This window comes from Curtobacterium sp. BRD11 (genome assembly GCF_031844345.1).
Lineage (GTDB): Bacteria > Actinomycetota > Actinomycetes > Actinomycetales > Microbacteriaceae > Curtobacterium.
In genome coordinates this window covers 65200-85037 of record NZ_JAUZUZ010000008.1, presented here as the reverse complement: position 1 = coordinate 85037, position 19838 = coordinate 65200, and the positions used below count along the sequence as shown (strand labels likewise).

The 19838-nt window shown below is 72.7% G+C and carries 18 protein-coding genes; 8 read left to right on the top strand and 10 right to left on the bottom strand.

Going from position 1 to position 19838, the window contains the following annotated elements; genetic code table 11:
- From Q9R28_RS15575 to Q9R28_RS15565, 3 genes are all read right to left on the bottom strand, one after another.
- Complete coding sequence (locus Q9R28_RS15575; protein ID WP_251160394.1) at positions 1 to 1308, bottom strand: O-acetylhomoserine aminocarboxypropyltransferase/cysteine synthase family protein; 1308 nt, start codon at positions 1306 to 1308, stop codon at positions 1 to 3.
- Positions 1308 to 2354 (bottom strand): LLM class flavin-dependent oxidoreductase, encoded by a 1047-nt coding sequence (locus Q9R28_RS15570; RefSeq protein WP_311206544.1) that lies wholly within the window; start codon positions 2352 to 2354, stop codon positions 1308 to 1310. The genes Q9R28_RS15575 and Q9R28_RS15570 overlap by 1 nt, the downstream gene beginning before the upstream one ends.
- 84 nt (positions 2355 to 2438) lie before the next feature.
- Complete coding sequence (locus Q9R28_RS15565; RefSeq protein WP_311206543.1) at positions 2439 to 3467, bottom strand: alpha-L-glutamate ligase; 1029 nt, start codon at positions 3465 to 3467, stop codon at positions 2439 to 2441.
- A gap of 140 nt (positions 3468 to 3607) precedes the next feature.
- On the opposite strand from Q9R28_RS15565, the gene Q9R28_RS15560 reads away from it, so the two are divergent.
- Entirely contained in the window at positions 3608 to 4108 is a 501-nt protein-coding gene (locus Q9R28_RS15560; RefSeq protein WP_311206542.1) for a hypothetical protein, read from the top strand.
- A gap of 3 nt (positions 4109 to 4111) precedes the next feature.
- Here the strand turns inward: Q9R28_RS15560 and Q9R28_RS15555 are convergent, their stop codons facing one another.
- Positions 4112 to 4969 (bottom strand): helix-turn-helix transcriptional regulator, encoded by an 858-nt coding sequence (locus Q9R28_RS15555; protein ID WP_209685564.1) that lies wholly within the window; start codon positions 4967 to 4969, stop codon positions 4112 to 4114.
- 101 nt (positions 4970 to 5070) lie between these two features.
- On the opposite strand from Q9R28_RS15555, the gene Q9R28_RS15550 reads away from it, so the two are divergent.
- Positions 5071 to 5811, top strand: a complete 741-nt coding sequence (locus tag Q9R28_RS15550; RefSeq protein ID WP_209685562.1) for an SDR family oxidoreductase — start codon at positions 5071 to 5073, stop codon at positions 5809 to 5811.
- A gap of 130 nt (positions 5812 to 5941) precedes the next feature.
- On the opposite strand, the gene Q9R28_RS15545 is transcribed toward Q9R28_RS15550, so the two are convergent.
- From Q9R28_RS15545 to rsmI, 5 genes are all read right to left on the bottom strand, one after another.
- The gene (locus Q9R28_RS15545; protein ID WP_311206541.1) at positions 5942 to 6364 is read right to left on the bottom strand and encodes a hypothetical protein; all 423 of its coding nucleotides are present in this window, start codon (positions 6362 to 6364) and stop codon (positions 5942 to 5944) included.
- A 70-nt stretch (positions 6365 to 6434) separates the two neighbouring features.
- Positions 6435 to 7286, bottom strand: coding sequence for a 16S rRNA (adenine(1518)-N(6)/adenine(1519)-N(6))-dimethyltransferase RsmA (gene rsmA / locus Q9R28_RS15540; RefSeq protein ID WP_311206540.1), 852 nt, complete (start codon positions 7284 to 7286; stop codon positions 6435 to 6437).
- A gap of 2 nt (positions 7287 to 7288) precedes the next feature.
- On the bottom strand, positions 7289 to 8227 hold the full coding sequence (locus Q9R28_RS15535; protein WP_311206539.1) for a TatD family hydrolase: 939 nt from the start codon (positions 8225 to 8227) through the stop codon (positions 7289 to 7291).
- A complete protein-coding gene (metG, locus tag Q9R28_RS15530; RefSeq protein WP_251154467.1) occupies positions 8224 to 9804 on the bottom strand; it encodes a methionine--tRNA ligase in 1581 nt (526 codons plus the stop codon). The genes Q9R28_RS15535 and metG overlap by 4 nt, the downstream gene beginning before the upstream one ends.
- Before the next feature lie 120 nt (positions 9805 to 9924).
- Positions 9925 to 10746, bottom strand: a complete 822-nt coding sequence (gene rsmI / locus Q9R28_RS15525; RefSeq protein WP_311206538.1) for a 16S rRNA (cytidine(1402)-2'-O)-methyltransferase — start codon at positions 10744 to 10746, stop codon at positions 9925 to 9927.
- Between the two features lie 53 nt (positions 10747 to 10799).
- Here rsmI and Q9R28_RS15520 point away from each other — a divergent pair, with 53 nt between their 5' ends.
- Positions 10800 to 12431, top strand: a complete 1632-nt coding sequence (locus Q9R28_RS15520) for a dolichyl-phosphate-mannose--protein mannosyltransferase (RefSeq protein ID WP_209685555.1) — start codon at positions 10800 to 10802, stop codon at positions 12429 to 12431.
- Between the two features lie 192 nt (positions 12432 to 12623).
- Here Q9R28_RS15520 and Q9R28_RS15515 read toward each other — a convergent pair whose 3' ends face one another.
- Positions 12624 to 13283, bottom strand: a complete 660-nt coding sequence (locus Q9R28_RS15515; RefSeq protein ID WP_066655923.1) for a TetR/AcrR family transcriptional regulator — start codon at positions 13281 to 13283, stop codon at positions 12624 to 12626.
- Positions 13284 to 13445: 162 nt separating this feature from the next.
- On the opposite strand from Q9R28_RS15515, the gene Q9R28_RS15510 reads away from it, so the two are divergent.
- From Q9R28_RS15510 to Q9R28_RS15490, 5 genes are all read left to right on the top strand, one after another.
- Positions 13446 to 15023 carry an MFS transporter gene (locus Q9R28_RS15510; protein WP_311206537.1) on the top strand — a complete coding sequence of 526 codons (1578 nt, stop codon included), beginning with the start codon at positions 13446 to 13448 and terminating at the stop codon, positions 15021 to 15023.
- A 260-nt stretch (positions 15024 to 15283) separates the two neighbouring features.
- Positions 15284 to 16144: a rhodanese-like domain-containing protein gene (locus tag Q9R28_RS15505; RefSeq protein WP_311206536.1), complete on the top strand. Its 861-nt coding sequence runs from the start codon at positions 15284 to 15286 to the stop codon at positions 16142 to 16144.
- A 108-nt stretch (positions 16145 to 16252) separates the two neighbouring features.
- Positions 16253 to 17320: an NAD(P)-dependent oxidoreductase gene (locus Q9R28_RS15500; protein ID WP_311206535.1), complete on the top strand. Its 1068-nt coding sequence runs from the start codon at positions 16253 to 16255 to the stop codon at positions 17318 to 17320.
- A gap of 4 nt (positions 17321 to 17324) precedes the next feature.
- On the top strand, positions 17325 to 17855 hold the full coding sequence (locus Q9R28_RS15495; protein WP_209685546.1) for an AAA family ATPase: 531 nt from the start codon (positions 17325 to 17327) through the stop codon (positions 17853 to 17855).
- Positions 17856 to 17972: 117 nt separating this feature from the next.
- Entirely contained in the window at positions 17973 to 19802 is a 1830-nt protein-coding gene (locus Q9R28_RS15490; protein WP_209685544.1) for a thioredoxin domain-containing protein, read from the top strand.
- The last annotated feature ends 36 nt before the right edge of the window (positions 19803 to 19838 follow it).

Genomic DNA, 19838 nt, shown 5'->3' with positions numbered 1-19838 from the left:
CTACGCCGAGGTCCCCGCCGCCGCGAACCCGCGAGCCAGGTCGGCCAGGATGTCGTCCACGTGCTCCAGACCGATCGACAGGCGGATCATGCCCTCCCCGACGCCGGCGGCCGCGCGTTGCTGCGGGGTCATCTGCACGTGGGTCGTCGACGCGGGGTGCACGACGAGCGACCGGACGTCGCCCAGGTTCGACACGTGGTCGAAGAGCTCGAGCGCGGCGACGAACCGGCGACCGGCAGCGACCCCACCGGCGAGGTCGAACGCCAGCACGGCCGACGGCCCCTTCGGCACGTAGCGCTGCTGCAGGTGGTGCCACGGCGACGAGGGCAGCCCGGCGTAGTGCACGTGCTCGACCTGCGCGTGTCCGTCCAACCACGAGGCGACCGCGGCCGCGTTGGCCACGTGCCGGTCCATGCGCAGCGACAGCGTCTGGATGCCCTGCAGGACGAGGAAGGCGTTGAACGGGGCGATCGCGGGGCCGAGGTCGGCGGACAGCTTCGACCGGGTGCGCTGGATGAACGCGCGGCGGCCGAACTTCTCGGCGAAGGCCGTCCCGGCGAACCCGGACTGCTCGACCGTCGTGAGCTGCGGGTACTTCTCCGCCTGCGCCGCCCAGTCGAAGTTCCCGCCGTCGACGATGATCCCGGCGACGGCGCTGCCGTGGCCGGCGAGGTACTTCGTCGCCGAGTGCACGACGATGTCCGCGCCGTGCTCGATCGGTCGCACGAGGTACGGCGTCGCGATGGTGTTGTCGACGATGAGCGGCACCCCGGCGTCGTGCGCGACACCGGCGACCCCCGCGAAGTCGAGCACGTCGCCACGCGGGTTCGGGATGCTCTCGCCGAAGAACGCCCGCGTCTCCGGACGGACCGCGGCGCGCCACTCGTCGAGGTCCGTCGGGTCCTGCACGAAGGTGAACGTGATGCCGAGGTCGCTCAGCGTCGAGTGGAAGAGCGTGTAGGTCGCACCGTAGAGCGACGCCGACGAGACGACGTGGGCGCCCGCCCGCGCGACGCCGAGCACCGCCAGCGAGGTCGCCGCCTGACCGGACGCCAGCGCCAGTGCTCCGACCCCGCCCTCGAGGTCCGCGACGCGTCGCTCCAGGGCCGCCGCCGACGGGTTGTTGACGCGTGTGTAGGTGTGTCCAGGTGCGTCGAGCATGAAGCGCGCCGCCGCGTCCTCGCCCGAGGGGTACACGAAGGCCGCGCTCTGCGCGATCGGGGGCACGTTCGCCCCGAAGCCCGGGTCGGCCGTGAAGCCGGCCCGGATCTGCCGCGTCTCGAACGCCCAGTCGTCCTCGGCCGCCATCAGGCGACCGGCTCGGCGGGGACGGCGGCGCGGACGAGTGGGATGACCTGCTCGCCGAAGCGCTCCATCTCCTCGGCCTGCGGCGAGAACTGCAGCAGGAGCGTGTCGACCCCGGCGTCCTCGAACTCGCGGATCCCGTCGGCGACCTGCTGCGGCGTACCGACGAACCCGGGGCGCAGACCGCGGTTCGACACCGAGTAGTCCTCGAGCGACGGGACGTGCTCGAGCTGCGACTTCGAGATGAAGTCCTGGTACGACTCGTACGCCTTCCCGTGGCGGACGTCGGTGATGCGGGCGAGCTCGGCCTGCGCCTCCTCCTCGGTCTCGCGGACGATCACGTACGCGGCCATGCCGAACGCCTCGAACGGCGCGGCGCCGGCGTCCTCGCGGCGACGCTTCATCTCGTCGATCTTCGTGCGGAGCTCGTCGACGGTGCCGCCGTGTGTCAGGTACGCGTCGGCGAAGCGGGTGATCGAGCTCTTGCCCGCCTCGCTCTCGCCGCCGGCGTAGATGCGCGGCGTGACCCGCGGCTTCGGCTCGAGGTGCGTGTTCTGCACGTCGTAGTACTCGCCCGTGAACGAGAACGGCGTCTCGGCCCAGAGGCCCTTGAGGATCGCGACGAACTCCTCGGTGCGCGCGTACCGGTCGTCGTGCTCGGAGAAGATGCCACCGTACTGGCGGGCTTCCTCGGCCCACCACGCGCTCACGACGTTGAACGTGAAGCGACCACAGGAGATCTCGTCGATGGTCGCGGCCTGCTTCGCCGTCACCGCCGGCAGGTGGTAGCCCGGACGCATCGCGGCCATGATCTCGAGCCGCTCGGTCGTCGCGGCCAGCGCGGCCGCGAGCGCCCACGCCTCGAGGCTCGGCGCGGCCGTCCCCTTGATGTCGTTGAGGTTGAGCTCCGGCACGAGCGTCAGGTCGAAGCCGATCCGCTCGGCACGCTGCGCCAGCCGCTTCACGTAGTCGAAGGTGACGGGCATGTCCTCGTCCTCGACGTTGCGCAGCCAGCCGCCGAAGAGCGGGGTCCAGTATCCGAATCGCACGAGTGGTTCCTCAGGTGTGTCGTGACGGCCGGGAGGCGCGGGGCGGGCCCGCCACGAGCCTCCAGGCCGGTGGGTGGTGTCGTCTCAGGCCGTGGTCGCCGACGTGGCGTACGCCCGCTCGAGGAGCGCGCCGGTGAAGCGCGCGATCGCGCGCGGACCGGAGACCGGCGCGACCGCCTCGACGGCGGGGTTGTAGTTCGTGTTCGTGTTCACGTCGTAGACGACCGTGCGGCCGTCCGTGGTCTCCATGAACTCGACACCCGCGACCTGGATGCGCTGGTCGGCGAGGAACGTCCGGAGCTGCTGCACGAGCGGGTGGTCGGCCGTGACCTCGTCACGGATGCTGAAGGCGGCCGGTGCGCCCGGTGCCCCGGCGCCGGTCGTCTCGGCGCCGGGCACGTCGCAGACGGCGCCGGCGATGACCTGGGGCACCTCGCACGCGTCGGCCGGGCAGAGCTCGAAGCTGCCGGCGCTCGTGTCGACACGGACCGCGTAGACGAACTCGCCGCCGACGAACTCGGCTCGGGTGATGAACGGCTCGCGGGCGGTCAGGAGCTCCTGGAGCAGCGTGATGCCGTCGACGGGGGCCTCGAACTCGGGGCTGTCGACGTACGCGTCGAACTCGGCGAGGGTGTCGAAACGGCGGACGCCGAGGCCCTTGCCGCCCTGGTTGTGCTTCGTGATGAACGGGACGTCCTGCCCTCCCGTGAAGGTCCGCGCGGCGTCCTGCAGGGCGGCCGACCCGAAGACCGCGGTCGTGCGGGGCACGTCGAAGCCGGCGTCCCGGAGGAGCCCGTGCTGGGCGACCTTCGACACCTCGAGCTCGAGCACGTGGCTGCCGTTCACGACCGTCGCACCGGAGCGCTCGAGCCAGCCGAGCAGCGCGCGGGCGTACTCCTTGCTGTGCTCGTTGCCGCGGGTGTGGCTCGACGCGGACATCCGCGACCAGTAGACGCCCGGAGCCGGCTCGGCGGTCAGGTCGATGCTGCCCAGGGCACCGCCGTCGGTGAGCAGGAGTTCCTCGACCGGCACCCCTTCTGCCGCGAAGGCAGCGGCGAACGGCGGGAACCACTCGGGGTTCTCGTGGATGACGTACACGCGCGGAGTTGTCACCGGGCCACCCTAGGCACGCTCCCCCTGGGGGTGCCAGGTGTGTGACGCGGGATTGCGGCGTGCGTCCGCGCGCGGTCGCCTCGTGCCATCGCGGCGGGGTCACCTCGTGCCGGAGCGCCGGGTGTGCAAGGGTGGAACGCATGTCCTACCCCGCGTACGAGGAGACCGCCCGTCCAGGCCGTGTGATGACCGTCGTGGGGTGGGCCGTGATCGCGACCGCCGTCGGGATCGCGACGCTCGTGCTCGCGGTGCCGGCGGGGTGGCAGGACCAGCCGCCGTCGGCGTCGGACGTCGGCGTGCTGGTGGTCACCCTCGCCGTCACGGTCGCGCTCGGCATCGGGATGATGACCATGCGGATGACGGTGCGGGTCGACGAGGTGCTCGAGGTCCGTGTCCGCCCCTGGTGGTACCGGCGGCGCGTCGCCCCCGAGCAGATCACGTCGGCCGAGGTCGTGCACATGACGGGCGGCAACTCCGGCGGGCTCGGCATCCGGCTCGTCCCCGGCGGCACGGCGGTGCTGCTCGACGGCGGACCCGGCGTGCAGGTCGCGATCCGCGGGGCGCGGTCGCTGCGGTTCCGGTGCAACGACCCCGAAGCCGTCGTCGCGGCCCTGCGGGCACGGGGTGCGTCGGCGGACTGAGGATCAGCGCGCGACGCGGTCGGCGCCGAACTGCTGCGTGCCGACGACGCCGAGGAGCTCGAGCTTCTGCGCGTCCTCGCTCCCCGCGGGCGCGGTGAACAACAGGAGCGCCTGCGCCTGGTCGTCCGTGTGGAGCACCTGGCAGTCGACGGTGATCCGGCCGAGCTCGGGCTGCACGATGGTCTTGTCGTCCGACCAGCGGGTCGCGACCTCGTGGCGTTCCCAGAGCTCCCGGAACTGCGGGCTGCGGCGCTGCAGTTCGGCGACGAGCTCCGTCGCCCGACGGTCGCTCGGCCCCGCGAGCCCGACGGCCGCGCGGAGCGACGCGACCACGACCCGACCGAGCCGTTCGTGCTGTTCGGGCGCGTACTTCGCCTGCTCCGTCCCCGAGACGAACCAGCGCCACGCCTGGTAGCGCTCGTTGCCCGGCAGGTCGACGGATCCGCCGAGCAGTGCCCGAGCGAGCCGGTTCTCGACGAGCGTCTCGCCGAGGTGGCTCACGACGATCGCCGGGGTGTCCTCGAGCCGGTCGAGCACGCGCAGGATCGCGGGGTCCACGTGGTCCGCGCGGTGCATCCGGACCGGCGCCGTGTGCCCGGCGAGGTGGAACAGGTGGTCGCGTTCGTCGAGGCTGCACCGGAGGGCCCGGGCGATCGCCGCGACCATCTGCTCCGACGGCTGCGGGCCCCGCTGCTGCTCGAGCCGCGTGTAGTAGTCGACGCTCATCCCGGCGAGTGCGGCGACCTCCTCTCGACGGAGTCCGGGGGTCCGCCGACGGGGACCGCTGCCGAGGCCGACGTCCTCGGGGCGCAGCAGCTCGCGGCGGCGGCGCAGGAAGTCGGCGAGCGCGGGGCGGTCCATGCCCCCATCGTGCCGTCTCGGCCGGAGCGGAGCCAGGGACCGCCGGTCCCCCGATGCCCGCGCCCTGGAGGAGCCCCGTGCGCAGGAGCATCGTGGTCGGCATGGACACCACGAACAGCACCGTCTTCATCTCCGGCGCGACCTCGGGCCTCGGGCTCGCCCTCGCGCAGCGCCTGCAGGCCGCCGGCAGCACCGTCGTCATCGGCGGCCGCCGCCAGGACCGTCTGGACGCCCTCGCCGCCGAGCACGGCTTCGGTACCGTCGCGATCGACGTCGCCGACGCGGACTCCATCGCGAGCGCGGCAGCGGACGTGACGGCCCGCTGGCCGGAGCTCGACACCGTCGTCACGATGTCGGGCATCATGCGCAACGAGGACCTGCGCGACCCCGGACACATCGACGACGCACTCGCGACCGTCCAGACCAACCTGGTCGGGACGATCCGGCTCATCGACGCCTTCCTGCCGCACCTGCTCTCCCGGCCGGCGGCGACGCTGATCACGGTGTCGTCCGGTCTGGCCTTCGTCCCGCTGACCGCGACCCCGACCTACAGCGCCACGAAGGCCGCGGTGCACTCGTACACGCAGGCGCTCCGGCAGCAGCTCGTCGGCAGCTCGGTGGCGGTGCTGGAGCTCGCCCCGCCGGCCGTGCAGACGGACCTGATGGGTGGCGCCGACTTCGGCGGGATGCCCCTCGACGCCTTCACGGACGAGGTGATGGGTCTGCTCGACTCCGGTGCCGCGCCGGAGATCCTCGTGCAGGACGTCCAGCCGCTGCGCTGGGCCGAGCGCGACGGGACGCACCAGCAGATCCTCGAGGCGATGGCCGGCCGCGGTCACTGAGCCACGCACCACGGGCGGATCAGCCCCGGGCGAGGAGACGTGTGCACGTCGACCGTCAGGCCGGGGTCGGGGTCGGGGCCGGTGCTGGTACCGGTGCCGGCGCCGGCGCCGACGGGAGCACGCTGCTCCGTCAGTCGACCTCGCCGGCGGCGCGCCGACGCCGGATCCGCGCGTCGAGACCCCGGTTCAACGCCCAGAGCCCCAGCACGATGGCGGTGACGAGGAGCGACTCGGCCAGCGTCCTGTCGAGCGGTCCACGGAGCACCCAGAAGGCGCCCCCGGCCAGGACGGCGACCATCGCCAGGGTGCCGATGGAGCTCCTCGCAGCCCGCGGCTCGGCCTCGGTGGACGCCCCGTCCTCGTCCTCGTCCGCGAGCTGGTTGAACCAGAGTCCCCACGCCGCCAGGCCTGCCCCGAAAAGGGCGGCTGCCCACGCAGCATCGTCGCCGGCGTCACGGACGAGGGCGACGACGGCGAGGACCACGACGAGTGCACCGCCCGCGAGGAAGAAGAGCGTGATCGCCAGGGCGAGGCGTGAGGTCGGAGCGTGCACGCGGTCAGCCTAGGGCTCCGTCGCCGACACGACGACCACCGGGCCGGAGCAGTGACCCGACCGCCTGCCGTCAGGCGGCGGCGGCGAGGACCGTCCGTCCGAGGCGCACGAAGTCGTCCGGCGACAGCGCCTCACCCCGAGCGGTCGGGTCGAGACCGGCCGCGGTCAGCAGCTCCGACGCACGGGCGCTGGACCCCAGGACCCCGGACAGGCTCTGCCGGAGCATCTTCCGGCGCTGCTGGAACGCCCCGTCGACGAGCTCGAAGACCTGCGCCCGCAGCGTCTCGTCCCCCGGGCGCTCACGACGGTCGAAGCCGACGAGCACGCTGTCGACGTTCGGCACCGGCCAGAACACCTGGCGGCTGATCTGCCCGGCGGTCGACCACGACCCGTACCAGGCGGCCTTGACGCTCGGCGCCCCGTAGACCTTGCTGCCCGGCCCGGCGGCGATGCGGTGGCCGACCTCGGCCTGCACCATGACGAGCACCCGCTCGATGGTCGGGAAGGTCGCGAGCAGGTGCAGCAGCACGGGGACGGAGACGTTGTACGGCAGGTTCGCCACGACGTGCGTCGGGGCCTCGGGCAGTTCGTCGGCGGTCACCGCGAGCGCGTCCTGGTGCACGACCCGCAGGTGCGCGTCCGGCTGCATCGCCGCGACGGTCGCGGGCAGCTGAGCTGCGAGCCGACCGTCGATCTCCACCGCGGTGACGGACGCGCCGGTCTCGGTCAACCCGAGGGTCAGGGAACCCAGCCCCGGTCCGATCTCGAGCACGCGCGAGTCCGACGTGACCCGGCCGGCCGAGACGATGCGGCGCACGGTGTTGGCGTCGTGCACGAAGTTCTGGCCGAGCTTCTTCGTCGGGGTGACGTCGAGCTTGGCGGCGAGGTCCCGGATCTCCGCCGGGCCGAGCAGTGCGCCCACGACTACTGGTCCACCGTGACGGGCTCGGCGTCCCACGCACCGTAGACGAGCTCGGTCGTCGAGGCGATCTGCGCCGCGAGCATCGACGGGTCGGTACCGAGGGTCTCGGCCATCGACCGGAGCGTGAGCGGGATCAGGTACGGCGCGTTCGGCCGGCCGCGGTACGGCGTCGGCGTGAGGAACGGGGCGTCCGTCTCGATCATGACCAGGTGCCGCGGCGCGACCTGCAGGGCGTCTCGGAGCGACTGGGCGTTCTTGAACGTGACGGTGCCGGCGAAGGACATGTACCAGCCGCGCTCGGCGCAGAGCCGGGCGAGGTCGGGACCGCCGGAGAAGCAGTGGAAGACGGTCTTCTCGGGAGCGCCGACGCGGTCGAGCACCTCGACCACGGCCTCGTGCGCGTCACGATCGTGGATCGTCAGCGCGAGGTCGTGCTCCTTCGCGATGCGGATGTGCTCCTCGAACGAGCGGACCTGTGCCGCGCGGCCGTCGTCGCCGGTGCGGAAGAAGTCGAGACCGGTCTCGCCGATCGCCCGGACGCGGGGCAGCGCCGCGAGCCGCTCGATGCCGGCGAGGTGCTCGTCGAGCAGCCCCTGCTCGTCGAGCACGGGCGCCTCGTTCGGGTGCAGCGCGACGGCGGCGAGCACGCGGGGCTCCCGCGCGGCGATCTGCGCCGACCACTCCGACGTCGCGAGGTCGGTGCCGACCTGCACGACGCCGCGGACCCCGACGCTCGACGCACGGTCGAGGTGCTCGCGGTAGTCGAGCGGACCGTCGCCACCCTCGCCGACGCCGTCGGCGATCTCCATGTGCGTGTGGTTGTCGTACACCGGCACCACGAGCGCCTGCGGCAGCGGTGGGTAGCTCAGGTCGCGCTTCGAGCCGCCGGACGCCCCCTCGCCACGCGCCCGGACGTGCGAGCCGTCCGCCGCGTCGGTCACGCTGCGCCCTGCTCGGGCTGCTGCTCGATGCGCGGGAACAGGCCGGACCCGAGCGGCACGACGGTTGCAGCGCCCTGCCACTCGTAGGCGCGGTCGACACGCTGCTCGGTCACCGATCCGCCGGCACCGATCGACGCCCAGAGCTTCTCCGTCGCCTTCGGCATCACCGGGGACACGAGGACGTTCACGGTGCCGAGGCCGCGGAGGGCCGTCGCCAGGACGGTGCCGAGACGCTCGCGCGCCGACTCGTCCTTCGCCAGCGCCCAGGGCTCCTGCTCGGTGATGTACCCGTTCAGGGCGTCGACGAGCTCCCACACGGCGGCGATCGCCTCGTGCGGCGCGAAGGCCTCGACCGCGGCGTCGGCACGCTCGGTGACGGACACCGCGAGCGCGTCGATCGCCTCGTCCGACGGGGTCAGCTCGCCGCGCGACGGCACGGCGCCGTCGAAGTACTTCTGCAGCATCGCGACGAGACGCGAGGCCAGGTTGCCGAAGCCGTTCGCGAGGTCGGCCGAGTACCGGGCGGAGATGTCCTCCCAGCTGAAGTTGCCGTCCTGCCCGAAGGTGATCGCGCGGAGGAAGTAGTAGCGGAAGGCATCCGAGCCGAAGGTGTCGGTGATCTCCGACGGCGCGATGCCGGTGAGCTTCGACTTCGACATCTTCTCGCCGCCGACGAGCAGCCAGCCGTGACCGAACACGCGCTCCGGCACGGGGAGGCCCGCCGCCATGAGCATGGCGGGCCAGATCACCGCGTGGAAGCGGGCGATGTCCTTGCCCACGACGTGCACGCTCGGCCAGAGGCGCTGGAACGCCTCGTCGTCGTCCGACCCGTAGCCGAGGGCGGTGACGTAGTTGAGCAGGGCGTCGAACCACACGTAGAGCACGTGGTCGTGGTCCCAGGGGATCGTGATGCCCCAGTCGAAGCTCGAGCGCGAGATCGACAGGTCGCGCAGGCCCTGCTTCACGAAGGAGACGATCTCGTTGCGGACGCTCTCGGGCTGGATGAACTGCGGGTTCGACTCGTACAGGTCGAGCAGGCGCTGCTCGAAGTCGCTCATGCGGAAGAAGTAGTTGCGCTCGGCGAGGACCTCGACGGGGATCGAGTGGATCGCGCAGACCTGCTGGCCCTCGTACGGACCGGTGCCGGGCACGAGGTCGCTCGGCTGCTTGTACTCCTCGCACCCGACGCAGTAGAAGCCCTCGAACTCGCCGGCGTAGATGTAGCCGTCGTCGTACAGCTTCTGCAGGAACGCGGTCACGCCGCGCTCGTGCCGTTCGTCGGTCGTGCGGATGAAGTCGTCGTTCGCCACGTCGACCGTGTCGAGCAGCGGCTTCCACGCGTCGGTGACGAGCCGGTCGGCCCACTCCTTCGGGGACACGTCGTTCGCGCTGGCGGTCCGGAGGATCTTCTGGCCGTGCTCGTCGGTCCCCGTGAGCAGCCAGGCGTCGTCGCCCCGCTGCCGGTGCCACCGTGCCATGAAGTCCGCGGCGACCTCGGTGTAGGCGTGCCCGATGTGGGGCACGTCGTTCACGTAGAAGATCGGCGTGGTGATGCTGAACGAGGACCCGTCGGACATGCGGACCATCCTACGGGCGGGCCGGAGCCGCGTGACGCGCCCCGCGCGCCGCCTGTGGAGAACCGGACGGGAGGCGGGAGGCGGGCCCGCCCCGCGCCTCCAGACCGACGGTGGTCGGCCCTACCGCGCGGCGAGCGCGCCCTCGTACAGGTCGCGCTTCGACAGGCCGGTCGCGTCCGCGACCGCCGTGGCGGCCTCCTTCATGCGCGACCCGGCAGCGACCCGCTCGAGCACGAGCCGCACACCGTCCTCGATGCTCGTCACGTCGAGCGCGCCGGTCGAGCCCTCGACGACCACGCAGATCTCGCCGCGCACCCCGTCGGCGGCCCAGGCGGCGAGCGCGGTGAGCGAGTCGCGGCGGACCTCCTCGTGCAGCTTCGTGAGCTCGCGGCACACGACCGCGCGGCGGTCGTCCCCGAACCCCGCGGCCATGTCGGCGAGCGTGTCGGCGAGCCGGTGCGGTGACTCGAAGAACACCATCGTCCGCTGCTCACCGGCCAGGGACGCGAAGAGACGACGACGCTCCCCCGCCTTGCGGGTCGGGAAGCCCTCGAAGCTGAACCGGTCGGTCGGCAGGCCCGACACGGCGAGCGCCATGAGCACCGCGGACGGGCCGGGCAGGGCGGTGACGGTCACCCCGGCGGCCGCCGCGGCCTCCACGAGGGGGAAGCCGGGGTCGCTGATCGCGGGCATGCCCGCGTCGGTGAGGACCACCACGTCCTCGTCGCGGGCGAGCTCGACCACCTCGGCGGCCTTCGCGCGCTCGTTGTGCTCGTGGAGGGCGATCAGGCGCGGGCGGTTCTCGATGCCGAGCGCACGCATCAGGTGGATCGCGGTCCGGGTGTCCTCGGCGGCCACCACGCTCGCGTTCGAGAGGGTCTCGACGAGACGACGAGACGCGTCGCCGAGGTTGCCGATGGGCGTTGCTGCGAGGACGATCACCTCCCCATTCTGGTGCCAGGTCCGCCGTGGCGGCGATCCGTAGGATGCAGGCGATGACCAGCGAGCTGACCGACGACCGCACCGCCCTCGTCGACGGACCGGCCGGCTCCCGCCTCGACGACTGGTGGGGTCGGGTCCTCTCGACGTCGCGGCGGGTCGCCGTGTGGCGCTGGACGGGTCCGATCGCGGTGACGCTGCTGGCGGCCGTGCTCCGTCTGGTGGGACTCGGACACCCGCACTCGCTCGTGTTCGACGAGACGTACTACGTCAAGGACGGCTGGTCCATCGTGCACCTCGGCTACGAGGGCACCTGGCCGGCGAACTCCTCCGACGACGGCGCCCCGACGACCGACCAGCGCTTCGCGGACGGCGAGACCGACCTGTACTCGAGGGCGGCGGAGTTCATCGCGCACCCGCCGCTCGGGAAGTACCTGATCGGCCTCGGGATGCTGCTGTTCGGCGCCGACAGCTCGTTCGGGTGGCGGTTCACGGTCGCCGTGCTCGGCACCGCGACCGTGTTCCTGACCGCGGTCATCGCCCGCTCGCTGTTCCGCTCGACCGCGATCGGGACGCTCGCCGGCTTCCTGCTCGCGATCGACGGCCAGGCGATCGTGCTGTCGCGCGTGACGCTGCTCGACGGCATCCTGACCTTCTTCGTCGTGCTCGGCGCGGGTGCGCTGCTGCTCGACCGGCGGTGGACGCAGCGGCGGCTCGACGACTGGGTCCGACGCCGGGCGGACGGCGGCGGTGACACGCTCTGGGGGCCGGTGCTGGTCTGGCGGCCGTGGCTCGTCGCGATGGGCGTCGCCCTCGGTCTGGCGTCCGCGACGAAGTGGTCCGGCCTGTACTTCCTGGCGTTCTTCGCCCTGTACTCCGTGCTGAGCGACATGGTGATGCGCCGCCGGGCCGGCGTGACGTTCTGGTCCTCGAGCGCCTTCCTGCAGCAGGCGCCGGTGACGTTCCTGCTCACCGTGCCGGTCGCTGCGGTGACCTACCTGGCGTCGTGGACGGGGTGGTTCCGGACCTCCGGTGGGTGGGACCGGAACTGGATCGCCTCCGGCGGCGAGCGGTGGACGGGACTGCTCGCCTGGGTGCCGGACCCGTTCCAGAACTGGTGGCACTACCAGTCGGAGATCTACGGCTTCAACATCGGCCTGCACACCCCGCACTCGTACCAGGCGAACCCGCTGCTGTGGCTCGTCATGCAGCGCCCCACGTCGATGTACTACGTCGGGACGAACCACGGGCAGGACGGCTGCTGGGCGGACCGCTGCGGCGAGGCGATCACCGGCATCGCGAACCCGTTCGTCTGGTACGCCTCGGTGATCGCGGCGGTCGCGCTGCTCGTGCTCTTCGTGCTGCGGCGCCGGTGGGAGTACGGCTTCGTGCTCATCGGTGTCGCGGGCGGGTACCTGCCCTGGCTCCTGTACACCGACCGCACGGTGTTCCAGTTCTACACGGTGGCGTTCGAGCCGTTCCTCGTCATGGCCCTGGCTGCCGCGATCGGACTCGTCGCCGGGTCCCGGACCGACCCGCGGCCGCGGCGGACCCGGGCGTTGGTCTGGGTCGGCGTGTACCTCGGTGTCGTCGTGCTCGCGTCGGCGTACTGGTACCCGATGTGGACCGGCTTGCAGATGCCGTGGGACTTCGTCCGGTCGCACTACTGGCTGCCGAGCTGGCTGTAGCGGTGCTGCCGAGCTGGCTGGAGCGGTGCTGCCGAGCTGGCTGGAGCGGTGCTGCCGAGCTGGCTGGAGCGGTCCGGCCCTGGGGACGTGACCGCGCGGGACGCCGGTGACTGCCGACCCGCTGTCGGCACGGAGGCGCGGTGCCCGGCCGCCACGAGCCTCCCGCCCGGCGCATACCGCGTCAGGCGAACGTCAGGGCTGGCCGTGCAGGGCGCGCTCGATGGCGGTGCGGTCGAGCGGGGCGCCGACCATGGGGTCGGTGGTGCCGCCGGGCAGCACGCCCTCGAGCACGACCTCGGCGTAGCGGCGCCAGGCGTCGGGGTCGTGGGCGCGCGTGGCGTCCGCGACGGCGCCGACCATCGTGGTGAGCATCGGGAGGTCGGCGTAGCTGAACCCGGCCCGCACCACCCCGGACGCCGCCGCTCGCTCGATGATGGTCGCGACCTGGCGCTCGAGCCGGTCCCGCTCGTGCACGATCGACGGCCGCGCCTTCCCCGCGCGGACGATGGCGTCCGCCAGGGCACGGTCGCGCGCGCGGAACTCGAACACGCCCGTCAGGTAGACACGGAGGGCCTCGCGCGGATCGGTCTCCTGCGCGGCTCGGGCGGCGGCGGCGTTCATCGCCTCGAACTTGGTGGCGAGCAACGCCTCGATCAGGGCGTCCTTGTCGGCGAACCGGCGGTAGACGGTGCCGACGCCGACCCCGGCCTCGTGCGCGATGTCGTTCAACGTGACCGACAGACCCCGCTCGGCGAAGCACCGGCGCGCGGTCTGCAGGATCAGCTCGCGGTTGCGCGCGGCGTCGGCGCGCAGGGGGCGCTCGAGGTCGTGCGCGGTGTCGGTGGTGCTCACGACGCCGACGGTAGTTGACGATTCTGGGAACAAACGGATGCGGTGGCTCCGTTTCGGTCTACACTCGACACAAACGGATGCACCACATCCGGTTCCACCTCCTCGCGAAGCGCTCGACGGCGCGTGCTCCGCCACCTCCACCCTTCTCCGAAGGAGGCTGCCGTGACGGCAGAACAGACCGTGCCGACCCCGACCGGGTCGGCACCGACGACGACCGGCCGTGCTGCCGGCACCACGACCGGCTCCGGCTCCGGCTCCGGCTCCGACAGGCCGAACCACCGCTGGATCGCGCTGGCGGTCATCGCCCTCGCCCAGCTCATGGTCGTGCTGGACGCGACCATCGTGAACATCGCCCTCCCCTCGGCGCAGGCCGACCTCGGCTTCGGCACCGACCAGCGGCAGTGGATCGTCACCGCGTACTCGCTCGCGTTCGGCTCCCTGCTCCTGCTCGGCGGTCGCCTCGGTGACCTGTTCGGCCGGAAGACCACCTTCATCGTCGGCCTGGTCGGGTTCGCCCTGGCCTCGGTGCTCGGCGGTCTCGCCGACTCGTTCGGCCTGCTCGTCGCCGCCCGCGCACTGCAGGGCGTCTTCGGTGCCCTGCTCGCCCCCTCGGCGCTCGGCATGCTCACCACGACCTTCCGCGATCCGAAGGAACGCGGCCGGGCGTTCGGCATCTTCGGGTCCATCGCCGGCTCGGGTGCGGCGATCGGCCTGCTGCTCGGCGGCGTGCTCACCGAGTACGCGTCCTGGCGCTGGTGCCTCTACGTGAACGTCGTGTTCGCGGTCCTCGGGGTCATCGGTGCGCTCGTGTTCATGGCGAAGCCGCCGAAGGTCGAGCGTCCCCGCATCGACGTGGCCGGTGTCCTGACCATCACCGCGGGTCTGGTCGGCATCGTCTACGGCTTCTCGAACGCCGAGTCGAACGGCTGGGACTCCCCGCTCACCATCGTCATGCTCGCCGCGGGCGTCCTGCTCGTCGCCGCGTTCGTGATCATCGAGACCCGCGTCGCGCACCCGCTCCTGCCGCTGCGCGTCGTCCTCGACCGCGACCGCGGCGGTGCCTTCATCGCGATCGGCCTCGTGGCGATCGGCATGTTCGGCATCTTCCTGTTCCTGACGTACTACCTCGAGCAGACCCTCGGCTTCAGTTCGCTGCAGACCGGTCTGGCGTTCCTGCCGATGCCGCTGTCGATCATGGTGTCGGCGACGCAGATCGGCGGGCGGCTGCTGCCCCGCGTCGGCCCGAAGGTCCTGATCTTCGCGGGCGGACTCGTCGCGGCGACCGGGCTCCTGCTGCTGCTCCGCACCGACGTCGACAGCACCTACGCGGGCACCGTCCTGCCGGCGCTGATCGTCATCGGTCTCGGCATGGGCACGATCTTCTCGTCCGCGATGAACACCGCGACGACCGGTGTCGCACGGGCGGACGCCGGCGTGGCCTCGGCGACGGTCAACACGATGCAGCAGATCGGCGGCTCGATCGGCACCGCCCTGCTCTCGACGATCTTCGCCGACGTCGTGAAGGACAGCCTGTCGGGCCTCTCGGCAGCACCGACGAAGCTGCAGCAGGCCCAGGCGGTGATCGACGGGTACCACGTCGCCTTCGGCATCTCGGCCGGGGTGCTCGTGCTCGTCGCCCTCGCCGGCGGCCTGCTCATCAACCGGCAGTCGGTGCGACTCGCGAAGCTCGAGCGCGCGGCGTCCGCGACCACGGGCAGCATCCCGGCAGCGGCGCACTAGCCGCCCCGCTCCCGCGACCCGAGCCGCTCCGCGCCCGGTCCGCCCCCGGTCCGCCCTGCCCTGCTCTGCCCCCGCTCTGCGACATCCCACGCGTCGATCGACGCGTGGGATGTCGCGTCCTCGGGGCTGGCCGAAGGAACGACCGACCCCGGCCGTTCCGGTGCGCACGGATTCGGCACACCCCGTGGTCGGGACGGCGGCGTTGCGCACTGTGTCGGTCCTCCTGCGGCACATCAGTGGCCCCGGTTACCCTGAGCGCCATGGCCCCCGTCCTGACCTCGCCGCTCGTGTCGACGCAGTGGCTCGCCGACCACATCGGTGCCGACGATCTCGTCGTCCTCGATGCCTCGGTGCACGCCACCGGGGTCGGCACGGCGATGCACTGGCAGGCCGCCCGCGACGCGTACGAGCAGCACGGGCACGTACCGGGCGCCCGGTACGCCGACCTGGTCGACGACTTCTCGACGCCCGACGCGGACGTGCCCTTCACCCGCCCGACGGCGGAGCGTTTCGAGTCCGCCGCGAGTGGACTGGGCGTGACCAACGGCTCGACCGTGGTGGTCTACGACGACAGCGTCGGTGAGTGGGCGGCACGGCTCTGGTGGATCTTCCGCGCGTTCGGCTTCGACGACGTCGCGGTGCTCGACGGTGGGTTCACCAAGTGGCGGGACGAGGGACGGCCCGTCCGCGTCGGACCGCTCCGTGGCAGCACCCGGTCGCCGTCCGCCGAGCCGTTCCTGGCCGGCGAGGAACGCCCCGTGTGGGCCGACCACGACCGTGTCCTGCGCGCCGTCCGCGGCGAGGAGCCCGCGGCGGTCGTCCTGGCGGCTCCCCCGTCGGCGCTGGGATCCGACCACCCCGGCGTGGTCCCCGGCAGCACGGCGATCACCACGGACGACGTGGTCGACCCCGACACCAACACCCTCCGCCGCGGGCCGGCACTCGCCGAGGTGTTCGCGCCGGTTCTCGACGCCGACGAGATCGTGACGTACTGCGGCGTCGGCAGCGCGGCCTGCGTCGACGCGCTCGCCCTGACGGTGCTCGGGCACGACCAGGTGAAGGTCTACGACGGCTCGCTCGCCGAGTGGTGGCGCCTCGAGCCGGAGCTGCTCGCGTCCTGACGCCACAACGTCGGCCACGCCGACCGCGCTGGCCGGGCCGACCGGGCTGACCGGGCTGGCCGGGCTGGCCGGGCGGCCGGGCCGTCCCCGCGGCACTAGCGTTGGCGCATGAGCACCAGACGCGCGGTCGTCCTCGGCGGTACCGGCGGGATCGGGTCGGCGGTGGTCCGAGACCTCCTCGACGTCTCCGGTCGCGGTGGCGACGACTGGCAGGTCGACGTCGTGGCACGACACGGCGGTCCCGCAGCCGATGCGCTGACGGCGGCCGGCGCCTCCTTCGTGGCCGGTGACCGCCGCGACACGAGCGTGCTCCGCGAACTCCTGCGTCCCGGCGCCGACCTGCTCGTCGACACCGTGGGCGCGACCCGTGACGACGCCCTGCAGCTGCGACCGTTCCTCGACGACGTCGGCTCGACGGTGTTCGTTTCCTCGAAGGCGGTCTACGTCGACGACCGAGGGCGGCACGCGAACTCGGTCGGACGGCCGGTGTTCGGCGGCGCGGTCACGGAGCTCCAGCCGACCGTCGTCGCGGGCGACGGCGACCCGACCTCGCGCGAGGGCTACGGCGCCGCGAAGGTCGCCGCCGAACAGGTCCTGCTCGACCACGGCGCTCCCGTCACCGTGCTGCGCCCCTCGAAGGTGTACGGCGTCGGGATCGGCCGCCCCCGGGAGTGGTTCGTGGTGCGTCGCGCGCTCGACGGCCGGGAGCGGATCCTGCTCGCGGACCACGGACGGGGCGTCGACCACACGACGGCGGCGAGTGGGATCGCGTCACTCGTGCGCCTCGTCGCCGACGCTCCGGACCGCCGGATCCTCAACGTGGCCGACGAGACCGCGCCCGACGTGCTGGAGATCGTGCGGACCGTGGCCGGGCTCGTCGACCACCGCTTCGACGAGGTCCTGCTCGACGAGGACGCCCCCGCCTTCGTCGGGACGACCCCGTGGAGCTCGCCGTCGCCGTTCGTCCTCGACACGACGGCGGCACGGGCGCTCGGCTGGCAGCCCCCGCGGTACGCCGAGGCGGTGCGGCCCGAGGTGGACTGGCTGCTCGAGACCGCGCACGCCGTGCCGGCCGGCGGCGACGTCCCCTGGGCGGAGGACCCGTTCTGGGAGCGGATGTTCGACTACGGCCCGGAGGACGCCGCCCTCGTGCTGCTCTCGCTCGGCAGGGGCTGAGCCGGTGCCCCGCTCGGAGGTCCTGTTCGTCGGCGGACGTTCGGGCGTCGGCAAGTCGACCGCGGCCGAGGCGCTCCACGACCTGCTGGTGGCTGCCGACGTCCCGCACGCGGTCATCGAGGGCGACCTCCTGGACCTCGCGCACCCGGCTCCGCACGTGGCGCACCCCGCCGTCCGGCTCGCCGAGCGGAACCTGCGCGCGATGTGGGCGGCGTACCGCGAGCTCGGGCACCACCGGCTCGTCTTCACGAACACCGTGTCCGTGCTCGAGCACGAGCGGCTCGCCGCCGCGATGGGCGACGACCCGGTCGTCACCGCGGTCCTGCTCCGCGCCTCCGACGCCACCACCGCCGCGCGTCTGGCCCGGCGGGTGGGCGGCACGGTCCCGCATGCGCAGCTCGCCCACAGCACGGCGACGGCCGGGAGGCTCGACTCGGCCGTCGCGGACACGGTCGCCCGGGTGGACACCGACGGCAGGTCCCCGCTCGAGATCGCGCGACGGCTCGCGTCGCTCACGGGCTGGCTGCCCGGCTGACCGCCGGCCCGGGCACGGTGTCCCGGACTCCCCGCCTGCGCCTGTGGACGAGCACGACCTGTCCACCGGTAACCGGATCGTCAGCACCGTCCAGCGCCCGCGGGGCAGGCTGGACGCATGAACGACAACCGGCTCGCGACCGCGGTCAGCCCGTACCTCCGTCTGCACGCCGACAACCCGGTGGACTGGCGCGAGTGGGGACCCGACGCGTTCGCCGAGGCACGGGAGCGCGACGTCCCGGTGCTCGTCTCGGTCGGGTACGCCACGTGCCACTGGTGTCACGTGATGGCGCGCGAGAGCTTCTCCGACCCCGAGATCGGCGAGCTGCTCCGTCGCGACTTCGTCGCCGTCAAGGTCGACCGAGAAGAGCGGCCCGACGTGGACGCCAGCCTCATGGCTTCCGCGAGCGCCTTCACGCAGCAGCTCGGGTGGCCACTGACCGCGTTCGCGACGCCCGAGGGGCGGGTGTTCTTCGCGGGGACCTACTACCCGCCGACCCCGGTCGGCCAGGTCGGGTCGTTCCGCCAGGTCCTCACGGCGGTGCTCGATGCATGGACCCAGCGGCGGCACGAGGTGGACGCGAACGCGAGCGCGATCGCCGCGGCGATCGCGCAGGGGGCGCAGGCCGACGCCACCGCCCAGGGTGGCGAGCGGTCCGACGCAGACACGCCGCGCCTCCCGTCCGTCGACGCGATCCGCTCCGTGACCGCGCAGCTCGTCTCGGCGGAGGACACCACGTACGGCGGCTTCGGCGGTGCGCCGAAGTTCCCGAGCGCGCCGCTCCTCGAGTTCCTCTCCGACGTCGCGGCCGACGGTGACGCCGCCGCACGCGGGTTGCTCGAGCGGAGCCTCCGGGCGATCCGGACGACCGAGCTGACGGACGCCGACGGCGGCGTGTTCCGGTACGCGACCAAGCGCGACTGGAGCGTGCCGCACTACGAACGGATGCTCTACGACAACGCGGGGCTGCTCGCGATCGCCGGGGCGGAGCAGGCACGGGGCATCGCCGACTTCCTGCGCGACACGCTGCGACGGCCCGACGGCGCCTTCGTCGCGGCGCAGGACAGCGAGTCGACCATCGACGGGCGACGCGTCGAGGGCGACTGGTACCGGCTGCCACTCGACGAGCGCGGGCGGTTCGACGCACCGCCCCTCGACGACCAGGTGCTGACGGGGTGGAACGGCCTCGCGATCCGCGGGCTCGCGCGTGCTGCGGCCCGGAGCGGTGACGACGAGTGCACCGCCCTCGCGCAGGGTGCCGCCGACGCGGTCCTGGCCGCCCACGTGCGCGACGGACACGTGGTGGTCCGGTCGAGCACCGACCACGGCACGTCCGCGGCGCCTCCCACGATCGAGGACGTCGGACTGCTCGCCGAGGGGCTGCTCGAACTCGCGCTGCTCAGCGGCGAGGTCCGGTACGCCGAGACGGCACGCGCGCTCGTCGACGACGGCCTCGCCGGTCGCTTCGAGGTTGATCCGGTCCTGCGGGCAGCCGGAACGACGACGGGTGAGCAGCCGCAGACGGCACTGCGGTCCGGCACCGTCGCACTGGCTGCGACCGCGGCGACACTGGCCGCACTCACCGGTGACCGGGCACTCCGGGACGCCGCGACGCGGCTCGTCGCCGACCGTGCACGCACCGGTACCGAGCGGCCGCTCGGCCACGCCGACGCCCTCGGGGTCGCGCTCGCCCTGCAGCGTCCCTCGCGTGAGGTCGTCGTCGTGTCCGGCCGCGACGACCCGATGCGGTGGACCGGCCTCGCCGCCCGCCGGCCGGGCACCGTGGTCGCGACCGTGACCCCGGACCAGGCACGGGCGTGGGCCGCCGCCGGGTTCTCGCTGTTCGCCGGGCGGGACAGCGCAGCACCAGCCGCCTACGTCTGCCACGACCACGTCTGTGCGTTGCCGGCCCGGAGCGACGCCGCGCTCGCCGAGCAGCTCCGCTGACGACAGCCGCCGCACGGACCGCTATCCTGGAATGCT